The sequence below is a fragment of the Stenotrophomonas maltophilia group sp. RNC7 genome (genome assembly GCF_030910085.1).
Taxonomy (GTDB): domain Bacteria; phylum Pseudomonadota; class Gammaproteobacteria; order Xanthomonadales; family Xanthomonadaceae; genus Stenotrophomonas; species Stenotrophomonas sepilia.
This window is the reverse complement of record NZ_JAVFVN010000563.1, coordinates 1-598: the sequence shown is the minus strand read 5'-3', so window position 1 is coordinate 598 and position 598 is coordinate 1. Positions and strand designations below refer to the sequence as shown.

The 598-nt window shown below is 70.1% G+C and carries 1 pseudogene; it reads left to right on the top strand.

From position 1 onward, the window contains the following. Window positions 1-174: 174 nt before the first annotated feature. Window positions 175-598 (top strand): annotated as a pseudogene (locus tag RCF13_RS10840) (3-oxoacyl-ACP synthase); the annotation flags it as partial.

Below are 598 nucleotides of genomic sequence, written 5' to 3'. Positions count from 1 at the left end.
CCGCGAATGGCGCCAGGCCGGCGAGCAGACCGCCGCGCGCCACCAGGCACTGGAACAACTGCTGGAGCGCACCGCGCAGACGGTCGCGCAGCTCAACCAGCGCGTCCAGTCTGCCTCGAGTGCTCCGGCGCTCGAGCCGGGCGCGGCTGGAGACACCGCTTGATGGATACCGCAATGAAATATTCCGTGATCGCGGGCACCGGCAGCTTCCTGCCGGAACGCGTGGTTTCGAATGACGCCCTGGCTGCGGAACTGGCGACGCGCGATATCGCCACCTCCGACGAGTGGATCGTCGAGCGCACGGGCATCCGCCAGCGCCACCTGGCCGAGCGTGGCGTCACCACCAGCCAGTTGGCGACCGAGGCCTCGCGCCGCGCGCTGGCCGACGCGGGTGTGGACGCCTCCGAGGTCGATCTGATCGTGCTGGCCACCTCCACGCCCGATTTCGTGTTTCCCAGCACCGCCTGCCTGGTGCAGGCCAACTTGGGCGCCAAGGGCTCGGCGGCCTTCGACGTGCAGGCCGTGTGCAGCGGCTTCGTCTATGCCCTGACCACCGCCGACAGCTTCATCCGTGCCGGCCGCGCGCGTTGCGCCCTGG